Genomic DNA, 18,026 nt, shown 5'->3' with positions numbered 1-18,026 from the left:
AAAAACACGATGACATCCATTGGGATCTACACCGCGACCGAGAACGAACTCGGTTCGATCGGCGAGGCGGCCGCGCGCCTCGAGGGTATCGAACTGGTCGTCAGATCGGAGTCCGATCTGGACGACGAGGCGTCGATCGAAGCGTTCGTCGACGAGTTAACCGACGCGGCGGCCGCGATCTTCTGGCTTCACGGGGCCGAAGACAGCATGCCGGGCTACGACTACGCGACGGCCGAACTCGCAGAGGCGGGGGTTCCGCTCGTCGTGAAAGCGACCGGCGACGCCTTCGCGTTCGAGGATACGACCGTCGCCGACTCGCATCGGGACCTCGCGTACGACTACCTCGAGAAGGGCGGCACGATCAACGTCGAGAACCTGTGTCGGTTCCTCGTCTCGGAGTACGGCGACGGTGACGACAGCGACCGCTCGGGTGAGTACGCCGATCCCACCGCGCTCCCGACCGAAGGCGTCTATCACCCCGACCATCCGGGCGTCGAGTACGAGGAACTCCTCGAGACCTTCGACTCTAATCGGCCGACGGTCGCCGTCTGGTTCTACGAATCCCACTGGACACACGAAAACACCCGCTACGTCGACGCGCAGGTGCGAGCGCTCGATGAACAGGGCGCAAACGCGCTCCCCATCTTCTGCAATCCGGCCACGGACACCGACGAACAGGAGGATGCAGAGTGGGTGACGGACAACTGGCTCCTCAACGATAACGGCCAGCCGATGGTCGACGCGGTCCTCTCCTCGTTCATGTTCTCGCTCTCGATGGACGAGCGCGGACGGAGCGCGGACGACGAAGGCAGTTCCGCGGAGGATGTCTTTCTGGACCGTCTCGGGGTCCCCGTCCTCCAGACGATCACGACGATGCGCTCGCGCTCGAGGTACGAGTCGAGCGAGACGGGCGTGATGGGCTTCGAACTCGCGCTGTCGGTCGCGCTGCCGGAGTTCGACGGCAACGTCATCACCCACCCGATCTCGGGCAAGGAGCGAACCGACGACGCGGGGATCGGCAGCGCGCCGAAACATCACTACCCGATCGAGGACCGGGTCGACCACGCGACGCGCCTCGCGGTCAACTGGGCCGAGCTTCGCCACACCCCAAACGAGGAAAAGAAGGTGGCCGTCGTCCTGCACAATTACCCGCCGAGCGACGACGGCATCGGGACCGCGTTCGGCCTCGACTCGCCCGAGTCGACCGTGAACCTGCTCTCCGAACTCGAGGCCCGAAACTACGACCTCGGGGGCGAGATGCCCGAGAGCGGACAGTCGCTCGTCGAAAACCTGACCGCACAGCTCACGCTCGAGGACCGCTGGGTCGCGCCGGAAGACGTTCGTGATCTCTCGGTCGACGTGGTCTCGAGCGACCAGTACGCCGACTGGTTCGCGGACGCGGACGAGCGGTTTCGAGAAAACGTCCTCGAGGAGTGGGGCGAAGCGCCGGACCGGCCGTTCGCGATTCCGGGCGTCGAGTTCGGCAACGTCCTCGTCACCGTCCAGCCCCCGCGCGGGTTCGGGATGGATCCCTCGAAGGTGTACCACGATTCGGATCTCCAGCCGCCCCACGACTACTACGCGTTCTACAGTTGGGTGCGCAATACCTACGATGCCGACGCCGTCGTCCACCTTGGAACCCACGGGAGCCTCGAGTGGCTCCCCGGCAAGACCGTCGGCCTCGACGGCGAGAGCGCGCCGGATCAGCTGATCGACGACCTGCCGAACGTCTACCCCTACATCGTGAACAACCCCGGCGAGGGAACGCAAGCGAAGCGCCGATCCTACGCCGCGATCGTGGACTACCTGACGCCGGTCATGCGAAACGCGGGGACCTACGACGAGCTGTCGGAACTCGAGGAACTGGCGAACCAGTACCGCGAAGCGGGGATGGAAGACGCCCGCGCGGACGACGGCGAGCACCTCGAGAGGCTCATCCGGGAGACGGTCGAAGAGTTAGATCTCGCGGTCGAGTTGGGGATTGCGGGGACGATAGACGAGAAAGTCGACGTCCGCGGACCCGAGGAATCGGGAACCACCCTCGAAGAGGGCGACGTCGCTGGCGACGATCTCGAGATCGACGACCTCGTCGAGCGGATCCACGAGTATCTCACGGACGTCAAGACGACCCAGATTCGGCTCGGACTGCACACGATGTCAGAACCGCCCGAGGGCGAGCGACTGATCGAGTACCTGGTCGCGCTCACGCGACTCGAGAACCCGGGCGCACCGAGCCTCCGCGAGAGCGTCGCCGGCGTGCTCGGAATCGACTACCAGACCATGCTCGACTCGCCGGGAACCTACGACGACGACCTCGGGATGACCTACGCCGAGGCGTCTGATCGCGTCTTCGAGACCAGCGTCGAACTGCTCGAGACGCTCGCGGAACAGGACTTCGACGTGCCCGAATCCGAGGTCGACGGCGGCCCCGAGGACGAGATCAACATGAACCTGCTCGTCGTCGACCTCGAGACGATCGGCGACGCGCGGGCGAAATCCGGCGCTCACGACGACCTTCGAAAGGCGCTGGCGTTCATTTGCGAGGAAGCACAGCCTCGCGTGCAGGGGGCAGCAGACGAGATTCCGCGAACCGCCGACGCCCTCGAGGGCGAGTACGTGCCGCCGGGCGGCTCCGGTGCGCCGACCCGCGGCGGCGTCGACCTGCTCCCGACGGCGCGGAACTTCTACACGCTCGATCCGCGGAAGGTGCCGGCGAAGGCCGCCTGGCAGGTCGGGAGCGAGGTCGCCGAAGGCGTGCTCGAGCGCCACCACGACGAGAACGACGAGTACCCCGAAGAGATCGGCGTGGTCGCCTGGGGAACCCCGACCGTCCGCACCCGCGGCGAGACGATCGCGCAGGTGCTGGCGATGATGGGGGTCGAACCGCAGTGGACCGACGCCGGACGGATCGACGACGTTGAGCCGATCCCGCTCGAGGAACTCGATCGTCCCAGAATCGACGTGACGACGCGCGTTTCTGGGCTTTTCCGGGACGCGTTCCCCGCCGCGGCGGGGGTCATCCACGACGCCGTGGATGCGGTGGTCGACCTCGAGGAGCCACCGGAGTTGAACTACGTCAAGAAACACGTCGAGGAGGAGCAGGCTGAACTCGAGGACGAAGAAGGGGTCAACGCCGATGACGCGCGAAAGGAGGCCAAACACCGCGTCTTCACGACGAAGCCCGGCGGCTACGGAGCCGGGACGAACAAGGCCGTCGACGAGGGCAACTGGGACGACCGAAGCGACCTCGCGAGCGTTTACGTCCAGTGGGGCGGCTACGCCATGGGCTCGCGCGGCCGCGTCTCGGACGCCCACGACGCCTTCGAGCGCCGCCTCTCGAGCGTCGACGCGACGGTCAAACTCGAGGACACGATGGAACAGGACGAGTTCGACTCCTCGGACTGGTACGCCTTCCACGGCGGGTTCATCTCGGCCGTGACGGAGATTTCGGGGGAGGAACCTGCCTCCTACGTCGGCGATTCCTCCGATCCCGACAACGTGGACGTCTACACCAACGAGGAGAAGGTCCGCAAGTCGATGCGAGCTCGGGTGTTGAACCCGGACTGGCTCGAGTCCATGGAGGAACACGGCTACAAGGGCGCTGGAGACCTCTCGACGACCGTCGACGTGACGCTGGGCTGGGACGCGACCACCGGCATCGTCTCGGACACCCTCTGGACGGAGGTCGCCGAGAAGTACGCCTTCGACGAGGATCGACAGGAGTGGATGCGCGACGTGAACCCGTGGGCGCTCGAGTCCATCTCGGATACCCTCCTCGAGGCGATCGACCGGGACCTGTGGGACGCCGACGAGAAGACCGTCGACCGCCTGCGAGATATCAACCTTCGCGTCGAGGGCGACCTCGAGGCCAGAACGACCAACGAAGCCGTCGGTGCGGGGGTGACGAACGATGACTGAGCAGACTGAGAAGGCGGGAGCGGATACGAAGGACGGAGAAGCGGATTTCGAACAAGAGTACGCAGACCTCGGCGCGACGACGCAGAACGCGATGGACATCGCCGAGACGAGCATGGACATCGTTCGCCAGTTCGTTCCCGACGAGATGCTGGCCGACCGGATTCGCCAGAAGTCGGTTCACTCGATGGGCGATATCGAGTTCCAGCACCTCCTCGAGTTCACGGGGAGCGACGAAATCGGCGACGACGAGGACGCGCCGGTTCGGGCGGGGGCTCGAGCGGTGCTCGCGGAGGCGACCATCGTCACCGATATCACGATGTCCAAAGCCGGCATTACGGGGAGAGGTCACAACTGCGAGAAGCGCAAGGCGATCGGCAACGGCGCCGAGTTAGCGGCCGAGACCGGCATGACCCGGACCGCCGCGTCGGTGCTCGAGCTGGACAAGCAGGGCGTCTACGACGGCGCAATTGCGGTCGTCGGAAACGCGCCGACCGCGGCCTTCGCCCTCGCGGACTGCATCGAGAACGGCACGCGACCGGCCGCCGTCGTCGCGACGCCCGTCGGCTTCGTCAAGGCAGAAGAGAGCAGAGAGCGCATCCGCGAGATCAGCGAGGCTTATGACGTGCCGGCGATCACCAACGTCGGTCGCCGCGGCGGGAGCGGGCTCGCGGCCGCGCTGACGAACGAACTGATCCACGTCGCGAAAGACGTTCGAACGGACGACCTCGAGTTAGATCTCGCGGCTGCCGATAGAGCGGCGGAAACCACCGGCGAGGGCCGATGAGCGACGAGTACGACCTCGAGAGCGGACCGGATCCGGCGACGTTCGCGGCGGGAGCGCCGGAGCCCGATATCGACGCGGAGACGGACGATCCGGTCTACGCCGTCGGCGTCGGGCCGGGGAACCCCGAGTATCTCACGCCCCGGGGCGAACGCGCGATCCGCGAGGCCGACGCCGTCGTCGGTTTCACGACCGTCGTGGAGTTCGTCGAGGACCGAACCGATGCTGACCTGCTGACCTGCGGCTACAAGGACGAGGCTGACGCACTCGAGGAGTTCGCCGAGCGTGTCGCGGCCGGCGAGTCAGGAACCGCCGTCGCGATGGGCGACCCGAACCACTCGGGCTACCAGTTCGTGGGCAAGGTGCAGTCCGCGGTCGAACGCGAAGAGCCCGAGACACCAGTGCGCGTGATTCCCGGCATCTCCTCGCTCCAGATGGCCGCCAGCCGCGCCCGGACGCCGATGGAGGACACCGAGTTCGTCACGCTTCACAAGAGCGGCGACCTCGAGGCCGACATGGACCGCATGGCCGCCGCGGTCACGGCGGATGGCCGACACCTGCTCGTGTTGCCCCGACCCTACGATCGAATGCCCGGCGACATCGCCCAGTTCCTGCTCAAGGCGGGAGCCGACCCGGATCTCGAGGCGCTGGTGTGCGAGAAGCTGACCCACGCAGACGAGGAAATCCACCGATTTACCCTCACCGAGCTATCGGACCACGCGGGCGGGAACGAAGCGGCGGACACGCCGTTTTCCGATCTGGTCGTGCTGGCGGTCAGACAGCCGGTGGCCTGAGTACACGACGCGCACCGAAAGAGACTGACTCGAGTGGAAGACGCGATCTCGGGCGGTAGACGTAATTTCGAGCGGAAAACGCGATTTCGAACGGAAAACGTGCCGCGAGGGCAACGACAGCGTCGCGCGACGACTTACTCAGGAACTTCGCCGACCGTAATGTACTGTTCGTAGTTCGGTTCTCTCCCCCAGAATACCGAATCCATCAGGGGTTCGTACTCGACGTTTTCGAGCCCCTGATCCACGAGGAAGTCAGCTAACTCCGCGGGCGGGCGGCCGTCGTAAAGCGGGAGGTCGTCGTGGATCTCCTCGTAGCCGTCGAACGGGTCGTCGAAATCCCAGTGGCCTTCGATGAGTACAATTCGTCCCCCGGGGCGGACGACGCGACGCCACTCCTCTATCGCCTTCGGCGGGGTCGGGAGCGTCCAGATGAGGTGCCGCCCCGTCACTAAGTCGTAGCTGTCGTCGGACTGCGCGAGGGACTCGGCGTCGCCTCGTTCGAATTCGACCGACAGGTCCGTCCGTTCGGTCTTCGCTCGAGCCCGCTCGAGCATTTCTTCCGAAAAGTCGACCCCCGTAACGTCGTGACCGAGTTCGGCCAACAACAGCGAGACGACCCCCGTTCCACAGCCCAGGTCAAGCACCCGCTGTGGCGGTTCGCCGGTCCACTCGCGCAGAACAGAAAGCCACGCCTCGTGTTGCTCGTCGCTATGAATCCCGTGCTGGCTGTCTTCGTCAAACGATTCGGCGCGCCCATCCCAGTACTGTTGGACGGTATCTTTAACCTCCTGGTCGGACCGATCAGATCGCGTCATAGTCGGATACCTCCGGAACGGGGCGTCTTCCGGTAGTCGTCTCGAGACGCGGTCGCCGGCTGCGAAACGGTTCGTTCTGTCTGTCTACGCGCGCACCGACTCGAGCCGCGTCGTGTGTACATGGCCGTGGTCTAACACTATTCGTTGTCGGAGGGAAGTAAGCAGCTTTCGAAGCGGTAATATATACGCACTATGGGGCTGTACAAATAAGAGGAGAGATAATTATACGGGGATGAAAATTTTGCTACGAAGGCGACTCACGTAATCGGCCGAGACGAGAACCGCAGTCTCACTCGTCCTGTTCGTACTCGCGCAATACGGTCGAGACCGTTTTTGCGACTTCCTCGAGCGCGACGTCGTTCGTTTTTCTGAGGTCCCCGTCTTGTGCCGCGTCGATGTGACGGAGGGCTTCTCGAAGGTGGTGTCGAGTGGCGTCGTCGGGTTCCTCTGTCATTGTGATCGAACGGGTCGTAACCGGTCGGTGCCGTTAAGTTCGTCGGTGGTTCGAACTGGTCGCCGCGGCGTCCCCCGGATTCTCGGTGCTCGGTTGGTGACGGGCGACCTGTCGCCGACGCCACCGACGGATTCAAGTTCAGTTGTCCGAACGCAACCACAATGATGAACGGATTCGTCCTCGGTGGCGTCAGTTCCGGTGTCGGAAAAACGGTCGCGACCCTCGCAATCGTTCAGTCGCTCGAAGACGCCGGCTATTCGGTCCAACCCGCCAAGGCGGGGCCGGACTTCATCGATCCGAGCCATCACGAGGCGATCGCGGGCCGGCCGTCTCGCACGCTCGACCTGTGGCTCTGCGGCGAGGACGGGCTTCGTCGGAACTACCGGCGCGGCGAGGGAGACATCTGCGTCGTCGAGGGCGTCATGGGCCTGTACGACGGCGACGGCTCGAGCACCGCAATGGTCGCCGAAGCGCTCGACCTGCCCGTCGTGCTCGTCGTCGACGCCAAAGCGGGAATGGAGAGCGTCGCGGCAACGGCGCTCGGGTTTCGAGAGTACGCAGACGCTATCGGTCGCGACGTCGAGGTCGCCGGCATCGTCGCCCAGCGCGCCCACGGCGGTCGTCACGAACAGGGCATCCGCGACGCGTTGCCCGACGACCTCGAGTTCTTCGGTCGAATCCCGCCGAATTCGGCTCTCGAGATCCCAGATCGACACCTCGGCCTCGAGATGGGTGGCGAGGCAGCGCTTCCCAGGGAGGCGCTCCGGGAGGCTGCGGAGTCGCTCGAGGCTGAGCGGTTGGCCGCGGTTGCGAGCGAACCACCGGTTCCGGGGACAACATCCCAAGAGGCGACACCGGTCGACGCCCGAATCGCCGTCGCCAACGACGCCGCCTTCTGCTTTCGGTACCCGGCGACGCTCGAGCGCGTTCGCGAGCGTGCCGAACTCGTGACGTTCTCGCCGGTGGCCGGCGATTCGGTTCCCAACTGTGATGGCGTCTATCTTCCGGGTGGCTACCCCGAACTCCACGCCTCGGAGCTCGAGTCAGCCGGAACGCTTGCAGAACTCGGGAAACTGGCGAGCGAGGGACTCCCTGTTCTCGGCGAGTGCGGGGGCCTGATGGCGATGAGCGAGTCGCTGACGACCGCAGCGGGCGAGACCAGCGAGATGGCCGGCATCCTCCCCGCCGAGGTGACGATGCACGACCGCTATCAGGCGCTGGATCACGTCGAACTCGAGGCAGTCGAAGGAACCCTGACGGCGAAGGCAGGCGAGACGATCCGCGGTCACGAGTTCCACTACTCGAGCGCCGACGTGGCGGGCGACGCCCGGTTCGCGTTCGAGACGGTCCGCGGGGACGGCATCGACGGCGACCACGACGGCCTGACCGAGTACGAGTCGCTCGGCACGTACGTCCACGTCCATCCCGAGAGCGGGGCGTTCGATCGGTTTCTCGAGTCTGTCTAAGTCAGCATCCGTCGAAGTGGCGAGCGAACGAACGCGCTCGAAATCCTCTCGTTCACCGTCGAATGAACAACGGAATTTGTGCTACCCCAATTCAGAATGAGCAATACAGATTGTTCTATACCAAACAAAATTGTTTTAGGGGTGGCTTCTGTTCCCTCGGGTGATGCCACCCATCGCGCTTCCACACGATGCGAAGGCCGGGCCGACGAAGGCCGAGGTCCGCGCCGTCGTCCATTCGAAACTCGCCCTCGAGGCCGACGATCACTTCGCGGAGGTCGGCTCCTGCACTGGGGCGATCACGATCGAAGCGGCCAGACGGGCCGGGAGAGTGACCGCGCTCGAGCGAAAAGCCGAACGCCTCGAGACGACGGAGAAGAACCTCGCGGCGAACGAGGCGTCGATTCGGGCCGATGTCGAGCTCAGAAACGAGGAAGCGCCCGCGGGGCTTCCCGCCGACGCAGACGCCCTCTTTCTTGGCGGCAGCCGCAACTTCGAGGCCGTCCTCGATCACGCCGTCGAGACCGAAATCGACCGCGTGGTGATGAACGTCTCGCGACTCGAGGTCGCCGGCCGGGCGACGGAGGCCTTCCGAGAGCGCGATCTGCTCGAAGAGGTCGTCCAGTTTCAGGTGAGCCACGGTTACGAACTCGCCGGCGCGACGAGTTTTGATTCGGACAACCCGGTATACATGCTGGTCGGAAGCGCGAGTGCGGATGCGGACGATGAAGACGGACGCCAGAAAGCGGCGGCGGACGGCGGTCGATCTGCTGGCAACGGTGAGAGTCAGGCGGGAGGGCTCGACCGATGACCCTCTACGGCGTCGGACTCGGACCCGGCGAGGCCGATCTTGTGACGGTTCGCGGAAAGCACGTGCTCGAGGAGTGCGACGTGGTTTACTCGCCCGGCCGCCTCTCGCGGTCGGTCGCGCTCGAGCACGTCGACGAGTCGAAGATCGGCGATCTGGACTTTCCGATGACCAAAGACGAAGAAAAGTTGCGAGCGGCGTGGAAGGAAGCCGCCGCGGAGATCGCGCCGAACGCCCGCGACGGCGACGTCGCCTTCGTCACGCTCGGCGATCCGAACGTCTACTCGACGTTCGGCCACCTGCGCCGGACGATCGACGCGTTTCATCCGGCAGTCGAGTTGGAGATCGTCCCCGGCGTGAGCGCGGTGACGGCCTTCGCGACTGCGATGGGCGTCGAGATCGAGGCCGGTGCGGGGCTCTCGCTGCGCGAGGCCGCCGCCGGTCACAGCCCCACGGGGCCTGATCGAATGATCCTGTTCAAGGTCACCGACGCGCCGGCGACCCACGAGGGGCTCGTGGAGGCGGGTTACGACGTGACCTACGGCCGACGGCTGTTCATGGAACAGGGCGAGACGCTGGTTACGGACGATCCTGCCGAAATCGACGAGCGAGACTACTATACGCTCGCGTACGCCGAAAAGACCGATCTCGAAATCGAGTCGGCGACGGCCGCGTTTCAGACCGACGACGAATCCGGCGACGCCTCGGACGGCGAGCCGGTCGCGGACGGCGGTCGCAATCTGGGCGACGAGGAACTAGTCAAAATCGAGCGCGCCGAGGGTTGTGCGCAGGGCGATTGTGGAGGGAACTGAGTATGACGAATACAGACGATACGGGAGAGACGAGCATAGCGACCGATGGCGACGATCCACAGCAGGCGATCGACGCCCAAGGAGAGCGCCGCCGCGAGGAACTGGACGAGCGGATTTTCGAGCACAGCGCCGGCGACGAGCAGGAGGGGATTCCCTTCGTCGGAGCCGGACCCGGCAACCCGCGGCTGCTGACCGTGGCGGGAAAGGAACTGCTTGGGGAGGCCGACCTGGTCGTCCACGCCGGCTCGCTGGTCAACAGCGAACTGCTTGAGGAGTACTGCGCCCACGCGGAGCTGGTGAACTCCGTGGGCAAGGATCTCGAGGAGCTGATCCCGCTCATGCGCGATGCCTACGAAAACGGCGAGAACGTGGTTCGGCTCCACAGCGGCGACCCTGCGATCTACGGGGCCGCTTTGGAGCAGATGGACGCGCTGGAACACGAGGGCGTCCCGACCCATTTCGTCCCCGGCGTCACGTCCGCCTTTGCCGCGAGCGCGACGCTGCGGACGCAGTTGACGTTAAACGAGGTGTCGAACCACGTCGCGTTCACCCGACCGCAGGGCAAGACCCTGACTGCGGACGAAGATCACATTTCGGAGTTCGTCGAGATGGGCGACGTGACGACCTGCATCTACCTCGGGACCCACGCCGTTCGGGACACGATGGATCGGTTGCTCGAGGCCGATCACGATCCGGAGACGCCGGTTGCGGTGATCTATCATGCCTCCTGGCCCGACGAGGACGTGATAATTGGCGATATCGGGACGATTGCGGACAAGGTCGAGGAAGCTGGGTATCGGGCCTCCGCACTGGTCGTCATCGGCGATGCGGTGACAGGCGCGGGCTACGAGCGATCCTTCCTCTACGGCGACTGGGCCAATCGGGGATCGTCGGAGAGTGCGGACGAGAACGCGAGCAAACCGGAGGCGAGCGATGACTGAAACGAATCGACAGACGGACCGCAAACACCCCGAAAGCCCCTGGCTCGCTCGACGGCTGCGACTCGCTGCGCCCCTCGCTCCCGTCGGTCGCTGCGGTGCTTACGTCGTCTCGCTCGCCGACCGAGCCAGCCCCTTTCAGTCCTACCCTCGAGGTGGTTTGGCCGGGTCGATAGCGCGTGGGAAGGACGATTTCAGTACGAGAGAGGATTTATAATGAGTTCAGGAACTGAAAACACCGAGACTGCGGAGGGAACGGACGACTCGAGTACCAGCAACGACTCCGGCGGCCACTGTTCGACGGCGGATTCGGACGGCGAGGTCGCAGAGGAGATCGCGATCATCTCCTTCGGCCGGAAGATGGACACCGCCGAGGAGATCAAATCGGAGATCGGCGATCGCTACGAGGCGATCGACATCATCGAGTACCACGGCGACGTCTTCGAGGAACACTGGGGCGAGTACGACTGCTTCATCGGGCTGATGGCGAGCGGAATCGCGATGCGCAAGACCGCCCATCTGCTCGACGACAAGTGGGACGACCCCGCGATCTGCGTCGTCGACGAGGAACTCACCTGGGCCATCCCGATCACGGGCGGCCACCACGGCGCGAACCAGGTCGCACAGGACCTGGCGACGATGGGCGCGGTGCCGGCGATGACCACCGCGAGCGAGGCCGCCGGCAAGCAAGGCGTCGAATCCCGCGCGAAGGCGATGGACGCCCACGTGGTCAACGGCGACTCAACCGTAAAGACCAACCTCGCCGTGCTGGACGATAATTTGGGACCCGTCGCACGACTCGAGGGCCCCAAAGCCGTCCTCGTCGGCGACGACGTGACGGTGCTCAAGCGCAACAAACAGGACGGAATCGTGCTGGGCACCGGGAGCGTTTCGGGCGCGAGCAAGGATGCCTTCCTCGCCGCCTGGGAACAGGCGCTCGAGGAGACCGATTACGGCTTCGAAGACGTCGAATTCGTCGGCACGGCGACTCGCAAGGAAGACGAGGAAGGGCTACTCGAGGCCGCGGACGAACTCGACCTCGGCGTCGTCGTCTTCGACAAGGAGACGCTGCTCGACCACGAGGGGCCGACGCCCTCGCGGTCGAAGGACTTGATCGGCTGGCCGGGCGTCTCGGAGGCGAGCGCCATCGCCGGCGGGGCCGAGAATGAACTCGTCCTCGAGAAGGTCGGCTACGAAAACGAGGTTACGGTGGCGATCGGCAAATGAGCGGAACCGACGCTGCCGCAAGCGAAGCCGACTCGGGAACTCCCGAGGAGTACGGCACCCTCTACGTCGTCGGCATCGGCCCCGGACTGCCGGATCACATGACCGCGAAGGCGAAGGCGGTGATCGAATCCGCCGACTGCGTGATCGCCTCGGACCTCTATCAGACGTTCTTGCGCGAGGACGGCACGCTGCCTCCCGAAGAGGCGGTGGACGAGGATGGGATCGCCACTCGATCGAATTCCACCGCGTCGCGAGCCGAAGGCGACCGAGAGGGCGGCTTCGAACAGCAGATCGTCCGCTCGACGATGGGTCGCCAGATCGAACTGGCGAAGGAGGCCTTCGACCGCGTTCGGGAGGGCGAAGACGTCGCCCACGTCTCGGGCGGCGACCCCTCGGTCTACGGCAAGTCGGACCTGATCTTCCTGATGGCCGAGGAGGAGGACGCAGACGACATCCCCGTCGAGATCGTTCCGGGCCTGACCGCAGCGCTCGGCGGCGCGGCCAACGTCGGCGCGCCGCTGTGTAACGACTTCTGTACGATTTCGCTCTCCGATAAGTGGCGCGGCTGGGACGAGATCGAGGAGAAGCTTCGCGCGGCGGCGATCAGCGACTTCGTCATCGTCCTCTACAACTGCTGGCGAAACTACGAGAAGGCGGTCGATATCGTCCGCGAGGAGCGGACCGACGACGCGTACGTCGCCATCGTCAACGACGCCGGCCGGGAAGACGCCGGCCGGAACGGCGAGGATCACTTCATCACCACCCTCGGCGAGGCGGCGGCCCACGACGAGAAGGTCTCCGGAATGGGAACCTCGCTAATCATCGGCAATCACGAGACCAAGATCTGGGAGAACGACGACCGAACGTATCTCGTCACCCCCCGCGGCGGGCGTGACGTCGACAATTTCTAACACCAACAGCCAATGAGTACTGATACCAACGCAGACGAAACCGAATCGACATCCAAATGCGGCGCGTCGACGAGCGGGAGCGAAGAGACGTCCTCGAAGTGCGGCGGGAGTTCGGACGCCTCGAGCGATTCGTCGTCCTCGAGTTCCAAGTGCGGCTCGAGTTCCGCCTCGAGCAAGCAGGAGAAAACCGACGAGAAGGTCGGCTCCACTGTCGAGGACTTCGACGCTGAGCCCGGGCAACTGATCGCGGTCGGACTCGGTCCCGGCCACCCGGAGGGGATGACCGAACGGGCGAAAGCGGCGCTGCTCGAGGCCGAACATATCGTCGGCTACACGACCTACATCGACCTCATTCCCGACGAGATCACCGAAGAAGCCGACGAACTGTACGATACGCCGATGTGCGGCGAAGTCTCGCGCACGGAAGAAGCGATCGACCGCACGCTCGCGGGCAACGACGTGGCTATCGTCGGCAGCGGCGACCCCAACGTCTACGCACTGGCGGGACTGGCGCTCGAGATCATCGAATCCAAGGGCGCGACGGCGTCGATGGTCGACTTCGAGGTTGTCCCCGGCGTTCCGGCGGCCCAGTCCTGCGGGGCTCGCCTCGGCGCTCCCCTCGTGAACGACACCGTCTCGATTTCGCTCTCGGATCACCTCGTTCCGATGCCCGAAATCGAGTCGCGCCTGCATTCGGTCGCGAGCGAGAGCTTCACGATCACGATCTACAACCCGTGGAGCCGCAAGCGCCGAGAGAACTTCCAGAAGTGCTGTGAGATCCTGCTGACCCATCGCGACCACGACACGCCGGTCGGCATCGTCCACGGCGCGGGCCGCGAGGACGAGCAGGTGCTGATCACGGAGCTGGGCGAACTCGAGGAGCTCGGCGAAAGCGAGATCATCGACATGACGACGACCATCGTCGTCGGCAACGAGGAGACCTACGTCTGGGACGACCGGATGGTCACCCCGCGTGGCTACGAGACGAAGTACGACTACTAACCATGCCGGCCTACGAGATCACCATCGAGAAAGACGCCTGCGACGGCATCTTCGCCTGCCTGACCCGCGATCCGCGGTTCGTCGAGGGCGACGACGGGCTGGCGACGATCGATCCCGACGCAGATCCCGTCTACGACTGCGAGGGCGAGGTGACCGACATGGACGAACGAGTCGTCGCGACGTTTGACGACGAACGGATCGACGAGGCCCAGCAAGCCGCCGCGGCCTGTCCGACGGACGCCATCGTCGTTCGCGAGGTGGGCGAATGAGCGGGGAGGTGAGACGATGAGCGACGCCGCCGGATCCGACAGCGACCCGCTCGAGATCGAGGTCCCCGCCGACCCGCTCGCTGGCCACCCCGCGTCGGCCTACCTCTGGGGTCACGTCGCCGGGAGCGGCGACGTTGGCGAGGGAACCGTCGAAGTCGTGACCAACGACGAGGAGTCCGCAAAAGTGCTCGCAACCATTGCCGGCGGCGAGATCGACCACGAGACGGCCAGTCGCGAGTACGCCCACGACGCGTCGATCACCCGAACCGAAGACGAGTACACGCTCGAGATCGGCTCCACGGGTGAGAAGGATGCGGAGAACGCGGGAGACGGACTGTTCGGACGCAGCGGGACGCTCGGTCTCCCAGTCGACGGCCGCGGGAGCTACCGCTTCTCGGCGTTCGCGAGCCACGATCGGGAGCTGCTTCGGGGCATCCTCGAGGGCTGTGGAACGATCTGTTTCAAGTCCACGAGAGGGACCGTGGGCATCTCGTTCGTCCACGACGACGAGACGCTTCTCGAACTGACTCGAGAGCTGATCGAAGACTGCCCGGTAGACGCACCGATGGGAAACCTCTCGGAGACTTCCTCGGGCGGATTCTGGTTCGGCGTCGACGACGACGCCGCCCCCGAGTTCGGCACGTGGCTCTACGAGGACTGCGATGAGACCGGCCTCTACGCGCCGAGTCGCGAGCGAAAGTTACGAAAGAGCCTCGAGCAGGCCGACGCCTACGACTGAGTCCGTCTGCGACAGCGGAGAGCGGAACGACTGGCTACGACACCGAAAGACGACCCACGCATGAGCAAAACCGACGACATCGCGTTCGCCTTCGACGACGAGGCCGTCCTGCTGGTCGGCCACGGCTCGAGGCGCGAGCGCTCGAACGAACAGGTTCGCGAACTGGCCGCGGCCCTCGAGTCGCGACTCGGGATCCCCGTCGACGCCGCGTTTCTCGAGTTGGCGGAGCCGGCCATCGACGAGGCCTTCGAGACGCTGGCGGCGCTCGCGAGCGAGGTCACCGTCGTCCACTGCTCGCTGTTCGCGGCGAGCCACGTCAAAAACGACGTACCGCTTGCGGTCGAGCAGGCTCGAGCAACCCACGGAATCGAGATCAACAACGGCGCGCACCTGGGCATTCACCCGGCGATTCTCGACTTGCTCGAGGACCGCGCCGCGGCCGTCGAACGCCGGTTGGGCGTCGATCGGGACGAAGACGACGTTGCCGTCGTTCTCTGTGCGCGGGGCTCGAGCGATCCGGACGCCAACGGCGACGTGCACAAGCTGGCCAGGTTGCTCTACGAAGGTCGGGAGTTCTCGCGAGTCGAGGCGTCGTTCGTCGGCGTGACGGAACCGACGCTCGAGGAATCGCTTCACGGGCTCTCGAAACACCGACCCGACGCCGTCGTGGTCCTGCCGTACATGCTCGGCGACGGCGTGTTAACCCAGCGCGTCCGCGACTGGACCGACGAGTTCGACGCGGACTACCCCTACGTCGAGGCGGTCGCGGGCGACCCGCTGGGAACGGACTCGAGACTACTCGACGTTTTCGCCGACCGCTGGCAGGAGGCCCGATCGAACAGCGTCGAGATGTCCTGTGACACCTGCAAGTACAAAGTCGACCTCGAGGGCTACGAGGAGGATCGGGGCGGCGCTCGAGCGATGCTGCGAGCGCTCGCCCACCAGGAGAGTCACGCCGACCGCGAGGACGTCGACGACGAGCCACACAGCCACGACGCGCCGGGGAAACACGTCGCCGTCTGCACGAATCGAACCTGCTCGGGGATGGGGTCGTCGGCCGTGCTCGAGCGCCTGCGACAGGCAGCCCGCGACTCCGAACACTGCGACGCCCGGATCACCAGATCGTCCTGTCTCGGCCGCTGTGGCGACGGGCCGATGGTCGCCGTCTACCCGGACGGCATCTGGTACGGCGATGTCGACGAAACCGACGCGGATCGAATCGTCTCTGATCACCTCGATCGAGATCGCATCGTGAGCGATCTCGTCGATCAGACGCTCTGAGAACGGAAAAGAAGACGACATACGACACATACACATGAGCTGTTACGAAATCGAAGCGCTCAGACTCGGACTGATGAACGTCCTCGGCGTCGGGGACCGACACGCCCGCGAGCACGCGGAGAAAGACCTCGAAGGCCACCTCGAGGGACCGATCGAAGCCCTAGCGGCGGCCGAAAGCCTCGCCGAAATCGAACGCCACCTCGACGCGGCACTCGTAGACTTAGAGGAGACGGTCGCGACGATGGACGAGGATGACCCCGAATACGACTACACGCGGGGGCGACTGCTCGCCGTCCGCGACGCCGAACGCGCCGTCCACCGGCTGACCGCGCAGGGCGAGAGTATCTTCGAGGGACTCAAGGACGCCCACGACCTGCTCCACGAGACGTTTCCGGAGGAGTAAGCATGGCGGCGAACGAACACGCGCCGTCGGAACCCTTCGAGACGCGACCGCTGGGAGACATCGAGAATGCTCGGAGCCGGCACATGTGGACGCGCTCGAGCGTCCACGCAACCGATTCGCTCGTCGTGGCCGGCGAGTGGGACGGAACCGTCACCGCGTTCGATCGAGACACGCTCGAGACCCGGTGGTCAGTCGACCATCCGGAGCACGCGGTCGGCCTCGAGACAGTCGGTGATTCGCTCGTCGTCGCGGGTCGCGGCGAGTCCGGAACGATCGCAGCGTACGACCTCGAGTCGGGTGCGAAGCGCTGGTCCGCCGACACGGCCGAAGATGTCGGTGCGGCCTCAAGGGAGAGCATCTTCTACCTGCCCTACGTCGTCGCCCTCGAGGCTGGCGGCGACCGGAACAGCGAGAACGCACCTGAAAGCGGATCAGGCCCCGAGCTGTACGCCGCGGCTCGACGCTACGAACGCGACGGGGAGCGCCGCGAGTGGCACAGCACCGTCTACGCGTTCGAGGCCGACGGCACGGTTCGCTGGCGCTACGAGACCGACGCGTCGCCGATTTCGATCGACCTCGACGAAACAGGTGAGTGCCTCGCGGTCGGCTACAACCGGTGTATGGGCGAGCACGACAACGGACTGGTCGTCCTCGAGACCGAGACGGGAACGCCCGAGTGGTCCTGGGACCCCGGCACCGAAGGTGACCGACGCGTCGGCGACGTTTCGTTCGACGGCGACCGGATCGCCGTCTCGAGTCACGGCGACAAGCGCGGCTACCTGCTCGGTCCGGGCGGGGCCGAACTGTGGCGCGTCGACCTCGCGACCGAGGTCGAAATCGACGGCGAAACGCTCTATGCCTATCCGAATCACGCCTACGCGAACGACGGCCGCGTCGCGTTCGTGACCGGGAACACCTACGCGATCGACAGTCGCGAGACCGACGGTCGCCACCCGAACGAACACCGAATCGCCGCCTTCGACGCCGACGGCGAGGCGATCTGGGAGCACGGCGTCGGCGGGTTCGTCCACGGGCTCGCCGCAGACGGCGACACGATCGTCGCTCCCTGCGCGCAGAACTTTCGGGTTCGGGACCCGGATACGCACGGCCTGCGATGCTTCTCGCTCGCGGACGGCGAGCGCACGCTCGAGCCCCTCGCGGGAATCGCGACCGCTGCAACCGTCCGCGACGAGACGGTCGGCGTGATCGAAGAACCCGTCGAGTACCACGACGAGGGCACCACGCGAGGGGAGTACGCCCTTCGCGTCGGCTCACTCGAGTAACGGCGCGTCTCGGTTGCGGTCGGGCGACGGATTCTTCGTGAAACCTGCCACTAGTGGCATCGTTTCGGGTACGCGTTCCTCCCGCTCGGGTACGTAAAACAGCTGGGTAGGCCGGTCGGTCGCACACG

The 18,026-nt window shown here is 65.3% G+C and carries 18 protein-coding genes; 16 read left to right on the top strand and 2 right to left on the bottom strand.

Annotated features, from left to right (window positions below; genetic code table 11):
- The first annotated feature begins 9 nt into the window (after positions 1 to 9).
- The 3 genes from cobN to HALLA_RS05040 are packed head-to-tail and all read left to right on the top strand — an operon-like array spanning position 10 to position 5,493.
- Positions 10 to 3,918: a cobaltochelatase subunit CobN gene (gene cobN, locus HALLA_RS05050; protein WP_049952359.1), complete on the top strand. Its 3,909-nt coding sequence runs from the start codon at positions 10 to 12 to the stop codon at positions 3,916 to 3,918.
- Positions 3,911 to 4,702 (top strand): precorrin-8X methylmutase, encoded by a 792-nt coding sequence (locus HALLA_RS05045; protein WP_049952358.1) that lies wholly within the window; start codon positions 3,911 to 3,913, stop codon positions 4,700 to 4,702. The genes cobN and HALLA_RS05045 overlap by 8 nt, the downstream gene beginning before the upstream one ends.
- Positions 4,699 to 5,493 carry a cobalt-precorrin-7 (C(5))-methyltransferase gene (locus HALLA_RS05040; protein ID WP_049952357.1) on the top strand — a complete coding sequence of 265 codons (795 nt, stop codon included), beginning with the start codon at positions 4,699 to 4,701 and terminating at the stop codon, positions 5,491 to 5,493. The genes HALLA_RS05045 and HALLA_RS05040 overlap by 4 nt, the downstream gene beginning before the upstream one ends.
- A 134-nt stretch (positions 5,494 to 5,627) precedes the next feature.
- Here HALLA_RS05040 and HALLA_RS05035 read toward each other — a convergent pair whose 3' ends face one another.
- Together HALLA_RS05035 and HALLA_RS20955 are read right to left on the bottom strand one after the other, a co-directional pair.
- On the bottom strand, positions 5,628 to 6,308 hold the full coding sequence (locus HALLA_RS05035) for a class I SAM-dependent methyltransferase (RefSeq protein ID WP_049952356.1): 681 nt from the start codon (positions 6,306 to 6,308) through the stop codon (positions 5,628 to 5,630).
- Positions 6,309 to 6,597: 289 nt separating this feature from the next.
- Positions 6,598 to 6,762: a hypothetical protein gene (locus tag HALLA_RS20955; protein ID WP_169732111.1), complete on the bottom strand. Its 165-nt coding sequence runs from the start codon at positions 6,760 to 6,762 to the stop codon at positions 6,598 to 6,600.
- A gap of 164 nt (positions 6,763 to 6,926) precedes the next feature.
- On the opposite strand from HALLA_RS20955, the gene HALLA_RS05030 reads away from it, so the two are divergent.
- The 13 genes from HALLA_RS05030 to HALLA_RS04975 all read left to right on the top strand — a co-directional run bounded on the left by HALLA_RS05030 (position 6,927) and on the right by HALLA_RS04975 (position 17,898).
- Entirely contained in the window at positions 6,927 to 8,228 is a 1,302-nt protein-coding gene (locus HALLA_RS05030) for a cobyrinic acid a,c-diamide synthase (protein ID WP_049954002.1), read from the top strand.
- A gap of 163 nt (positions 8,229 to 8,391) precedes the next feature.
- A complete protein-coding gene (cbiT, locus tag HALLA_RS05025) occupies positions 8,392 to 9,036 on the top strand; it encodes a precorrin-6Y C5,15-methyltransferase (decarboxylating) subunit CbiT (protein ID WP_049952355.1) in 645 nt (214 codons plus the stop codon).
- Positions 9,033 to 9,845 carry a cobalt-factor II C(20)-methyltransferase gene (locus HALLA_RS05020; protein WP_049952354.1) on the top strand — a complete coding sequence of 271 codons (813 nt, stop codon included), beginning with the start codon at positions 9,033 to 9,035 and terminating at the stop codon, positions 9,843 to 9,845. Before cbiT ends, HALLA_RS05020 begins: the two co-directional genes overlap by 4 nt.
- 2 nt (positions 9,846 to 9,847) lie before the next feature.
- Entirely contained in the window at positions 9,848 to 10,786 is a 939-nt protein-coding gene (locus HALLA_RS05015) for a cobalt-precorrin-4/precorrin-4 C(11)-methyltransferase (protein ID WP_049952353.1), read from the top strand.
- Positions 10,779 to 11,000 (top strand): hypothetical protein, encoded by a 222-nt coding sequence (locus tag HALLA_RS20485; RefSeq protein WP_157231330.1) that lies wholly within the window; start codon positions 10,779 to 10,781, stop codon positions 10,998 to 11,000. Before HALLA_RS05015 ends, HALLA_RS20485 begins: the two co-directional genes overlap by 8 nt.
- Entirely contained in the window at positions 11,000 to 12,010 is a 1,011-nt protein-coding gene (gene cbiG, locus HALLA_RS05010) for a cobalt-precorrin 5A hydrolase (RefSeq protein ID WP_049952352.1), read from the top strand. The genes HALLA_RS20485 and cbiG overlap by 1 nt, the downstream gene beginning before the upstream one ends.
- Positions 12,007 to 12,921, top strand: a complete 915-nt coding sequence (locus HALLA_RS05005) for a precorrin-3B C(17)-methyltransferase (protein ID WP_049952351.1) — start codon at positions 12,007 to 12,009, stop codon at positions 12,919 to 12,921. The genes cbiG and HALLA_RS05005 overlap by 4 nt, the downstream gene beginning before the upstream one ends.
- A gap of 12 nt (positions 12,922 to 12,933) precedes the next feature.
- Complete coding sequence (gene cobJ / locus HALLA_RS05000) at positions 12,934 to 13,923, top strand: precorrin-3B C(17)-methyltransferase (RefSeq protein ID WP_049952350.1); 990 nt, start codon at positions 12,934 to 12,936, stop codon at positions 13,921 to 13,923.
- A 2-nt stretch (positions 13,924 to 13,925) separates the two neighbouring features.
- Entirely contained in the window at positions 13,926 to 14,192 is a 267-nt protein-coding gene (locus HALLA_RS04995; RefSeq protein ID WP_049952349.1) for a ferredoxin, read from the top strand.
- 16 nt (positions 14,193 to 14,208) lie between these two features.
- A complete protein-coding gene (locus tag HALLA_RS04990; RefSeq protein ID WP_049952348.1) occupies positions 14,209 to 14,931 on the top strand; it encodes a hypothetical protein in 723 nt (240 codons plus the stop codon).
- A 60-nt stretch (positions 14,932 to 14,991) separates the two neighbouring features.
- Positions 14,992 to 16,212 (top strand): CbiX/SirB N-terminal domain-containing protein, encoded by a 1,221-nt coding sequence (locus HALLA_RS04985; protein ID WP_049952347.1) that lies wholly within the window; start codon positions 14,992 to 14,994, stop codon positions 16,210 to 16,212.
- 34 nt (positions 16,213 to 16,246) lie between these two features.
- Positions 16,247 to 16,615: a DUF3209 family protein gene (locus HALLA_RS04980; protein WP_049952346.1), complete on the top strand. Its 369-nt coding sequence runs from the start codon at positions 16,247 to 16,249 to the stop codon at positions 16,613 to 16,615.
- 2 nt (positions 16,616 to 16,617) lie between these two features.
- Entirely contained in the window at positions 16,618 to 17,898 is a 1,281-nt protein-coding gene (locus HALLA_RS04975) for an outer membrane protein assembly factor BamB family protein (RefSeq protein WP_049952345.1), read from the top strand.
- Positions 17,899 to 18,026: the final 128 nt, after the last annotated feature.

It is taken from the genome of Halostagnicola larsenii XH-48 (assembly GCF_000517625.1).
In the GTDB taxonomy this organism is placed as follows: Archaea; Halobacteriota; Halobacteria; order Halobacteriales; family Natrialbaceae; genus Halostagnicola; species Halostagnicola larsenii.
Note: the sequence above shows the minus strand (reverse complement) of the source record. Positions and strands in the feature narration are given on the sequence as shown.

Excerpts from the sequence above, each read along its gene's own strand:
- cobN (WP_049952359.1), top strand. The coding sequence starts at position 10 with ATGACATCCATTGGGATCTACACCGCGACCGAGAACGAACTCGGTTCG.
- HALLA_RS05045 (WP_049952358.1), top strand. The coding sequence starts at position 3,911 with ATGACTGAGCAGACTGAGAAGGCGGGAGCGGATACGAAGGACGGAGAA.
- HALLA_RS05040 (WP_049952357.1), top strand. The coding sequence starts at position 4,699 with ATGAGCGACGAGTACGACCTCGAGAGCGGACCGGATCCGGCGACGTTC.
- HALLA_RS05035 (WP_049952356.1), bottom strand. The coding sequence starts at position 6,308 with ATGACGCGATCTGATCGGTCCGACCAGGAGGTTAAAGATACCGTCCAA.
- HALLA_RS20955 (WP_169732111.1), bottom strand. The coding sequence starts at position 6,762 with ATGACAGAGGAACCCGACGACGCCACTCGACACCACCTTCGAGAAGCC.
- HALLA_RS05030 (WP_049954002.1), top strand. The coding sequence starts at position 6,927 with ATGAACGGATTCGTCCTCGGTGGCGTCAGTTCCGGTGTCGGAAAAACG.
- cbiT (WP_049952355.1), top strand. The coding sequence starts at position 8,392 with ATGCCACCCATCGCGCTTCCACACGATGCGAAGGCCGGGCCGACGAAG.
- HALLA_RS05020 (WP_049952354.1), top strand. The coding sequence starts at position 9,033 with ATGACCCTCTACGGCGTCGGACTCGGACCCGGCGAGGCCGATCTTGTG.
- HALLA_RS05015 (WP_049952353.1), top strand. The coding sequence starts at position 9,848 with ATGACGAATACAGACGATACGGGAGAGACGAGCATAGCGACCGATGGC.
- HALLA_RS20485 (WP_157231330.1), top strand. The coding sequence starts at position 10,779 with ATGACTGAAACGAATCGACAGACGGACCGCAAACACCCCGAAAGCCCC.
- cbiG (WP_049952352.1), top strand. The coding sequence starts at position 11,000 with ATGAGTTCAGGAACTGAAAACACCGAGACTGCGGAGGGAACGGACGAC.
- HALLA_RS05005 (WP_049952351.1), top strand. The coding sequence starts at position 12,007 with ATGAGCGGAACCGACGCTGCCGCAAGCGAAGCCGACTCGGGAACTCCC.
- cobJ (WP_049952350.1), top strand. The coding sequence starts at position 12,934 with ATGAGTACTGATACCAACGCAGACGAAACCGAATCGACATCCAAATGC.
- HALLA_RS04995 (WP_049952349.1), top strand. The coding sequence starts at position 13,926 with ATGCCGGCCTACGAGATCACCATCGAGAAAGACGCCTGCGACGGCATC.
- HALLA_RS04990 (WP_049952348.1), top strand. The coding sequence starts at position 14,209 with ATGAGCGACGCCGCCGGATCCGACAGCGACCCGCTCGAGATCGAGGTC.
- HALLA_RS04985 (WP_049952347.1), top strand. The coding sequence starts at position 14,992 with ATGAGCAAAACCGACGACATCGCGTTCGCCTTCGACGACGAGGCCGTC.
- HALLA_RS04980 (WP_049952346.1), top strand. The coding sequence starts at position 16,247 with ATGAGCTGTTACGAAATCGAAGCGCTCAGACTCGGACTGATGAACGTC.
- HALLA_RS04975 (WP_049952345.1), top strand. The coding sequence starts at position 16,618 with ATGGCGGCGAACGAACACGCGCCGTCGGAACCCTTCGAGACGCGACCG.